The organism is Dietzia sp. DQ11-38-2 (genome assembly GCF_014145055.1).
Classification (GTDB): domain Bacteria; phylum Actinomycetota; class Actinomycetes; order Mycobacteriales; family Mycobacteriaceae; genus Dietzia.
This window is the reverse complement of sequence record NZ_JAALDW010000487.1, coordinates 1-2,213: the sequence shown is the minus strand read 5'-3', so window position 1 is coordinate 2,213 and position 2,213 is coordinate 1. Positions and strand designations below refer to the sequence as shown.

Genomic DNA, 2,213 nt, shown 5'->3' with positions numbered 1-2,213 from the left:
CGAGGGCATTTCCACCCCGGTCGTCGAGTCCCACCACCACCCATCACCCACCAGCAGCAGGAGGAGTCCGCCCATGTCGAGATTCGTCGACCGTGTAGTGCTCCACCTCGCGGCGGGGGACGGCGGCCGCGGCTGCACGTCCGTGCACCGGGAGAAGTTCAAACCGCTCGGTGGGCCTGACGGGGGCAACGGCGGTAGCGGCGGCGACGTCGTGCTGGTGGTGGACCCGCAGGTCCACACCCTGCTTGATTTCCACTTCCGTCCCCACGCCCGGGCGGGCAAGGGGCAGCCCGGCATGGGGGCCAACCGCAACGGCGCCCGCGGTGAGGACCTCGTCCTCGCGGTACCGCCCGGGACCGTCGTCCTCGACGAGGACGGGCAGGTGCTGGCCGATCTGGTCGGCGCCGGGACCCGCTTCGTGGCGGCCGAGGGCGGCAAGGGCGGGCTCGGCAACGCCGCGCTCGCCTCGAGGGCCCGCAAGGCCCCCGGGTTCGCCCTGCTCGGTGAACCCGGCGAGGTCCGCGACCTGACCCTCGAACTCAAGTCCATGGCGGACGTCGGGCTGGTCGGGTTCCCCTCGGCGGGCAAGTCGTCGCTCGTGTCGGTGCTGTCCGCGGCCAAACCCAAGATCGCCGACTACCCGTTCACCACCCTGGCGCCCAACCTCGGTGTGGTCTCGGTGGGCGACGACACGTTCACCATCGCGGACGTGCCCGGGCTCATCCCCGGAGCCAGCGAGGGACGCGGTCTGGGCCTGGACTTCCTGCGCCACATCGAACGCACGGCCGTCCTCGCGCACGTGGTGGACTGCGCGAACCTCGAGTCCGACCGCGACCCCGTCTCGGATGTCGACGCACTCGAGGCCGAGCTCGCCGCCTACCAACCGGAACTCGCCGACGCCGGGCTGGGCGACCTGGCCGACCGGCCCCGGGTCGTGGTGCTCAACAAGATCGACGTTCCGGACGCCGCCGACATGGCCGAGATGGTCACCGCCCACTTCGAGGCCAAGGGCTGGCCGGTGTACGCGATCTCCGCGGTCGCGCACCGGGGCCTGGACGAGTTGCGGTACGGGCTGTACGAGCTGATCAAGGCCCATCGCAAGGCGAACCCGCCTGCGGCGCCCGAGCGGATCGTCCTTCGGCCCAGGGCCGTGGACGGGGTCGAGTTCACGGTCCGGAAGGATCCGGACGAGGCCGGTGCCTTCGTGGTGTCGGGATCCAAACCCGAACGTTGGATCCGCCAGACCGACTTCGCCAACGACGAGGCCGTGGGCTTCCTCGCCGACCGTCTGGCCCGGCTGGGTGTCGAGGACGCGCTCATCAAGGCCGGGGCGCAGGCGGGTTGCGCGGTCACCATCGGCGACGTCTCGTTCGACTGGGAGCCCCAGACCCCGGCGGGCGTGGACCTCATGCGCACCGGGCGTGGCACGGACATCCGGTTGGAGTCCGACGAGCGCGTGGGCGCCCAGGAGCGCAAGTACCGCAAGCGGGTGCGCCGCGGCCTGATCGATCCCGACGAGGAGATCCTGGAGTGACCGGTGAACCGGAGCTGCGGCGCCGGATAGGCACGGCGCGCCGAGTGGTCGTCAAGATCGGGTCCTCGGCCATCACGAGCGTCGGTGGTGGGATCCGCCGGCCGCAGCTCGACGCCCTGGCCGATGTCTGTCAGGCGCGCATGGCCGCGGGGTCGGACGTGTTCGTGGTCTCGTCCGGGGCGATCGGAGCGGGGATGTCCCCATTGGGGATGACCACCCGCCCCGCGACCCTGTCCGCCAAGCAGGCCGCCGCGAGCGTGGGCCAGCTGGAGCTGGCCCGGGCCTGGGGGGACTCCTTCTCCCGATACGACCGCGTGGTGGGGCAGGTCCTGCTGACGGCCGGCGACATCGGGCGCCGGGAGAGCGCCGCCAACGCGCAACGCACCCTGGATCGTCTCCGCACACTCGGCGCGGTCCCGGTGGTCAACGAGAACGACACGGTGGCCACCAACGAGATCCGCTTCGGGGACAACGACCGCCTGGCCGCGTTGGTGGCCCACCTCATCAGCGCCGATGCGCTGGTCCTGCTCTCGGACGTGGACGCCCTGTACGACTCGGACCCGCGGAAGGGCGACGCCACCGCGGTGACGATGGTGTCGGGTGCGGCCGACCTCGACGGGGTGGTGGCCGGGGCCGGCGGGGCCCTGGGGACCGGCGGGATGGCCTCCAAGCTCGCGGC

General features: G+C 71.9%; 2 protein-coding genes. Both read left to right on the top strand.

All coding sequences use genetic code 11. From position 1 onward, the window contains the following. The first annotated feature begins 73 nt into the window (after nucleotides 1-73). Nucleotides 74-1,534, top strand: a complete 1,461-nt coding sequence (gene obgE / locus G6026_RS15215; RefSeq protein WP_182613669.1) for a GTPase ObgE — start codon at nucleotides 74-76, stop codon at nucleotides 1,532-1,534. Then, nucleotides 1,531-2,213 (top strand): glutamate 5-kinase (gene proB, locus G6026_RS15210; protein ID WP_182613668.1); only part of this gene is annotated, 683 nt, incomplete at its 3' end. The genes obgE and proB, both read left to right, overlap by 4 nt.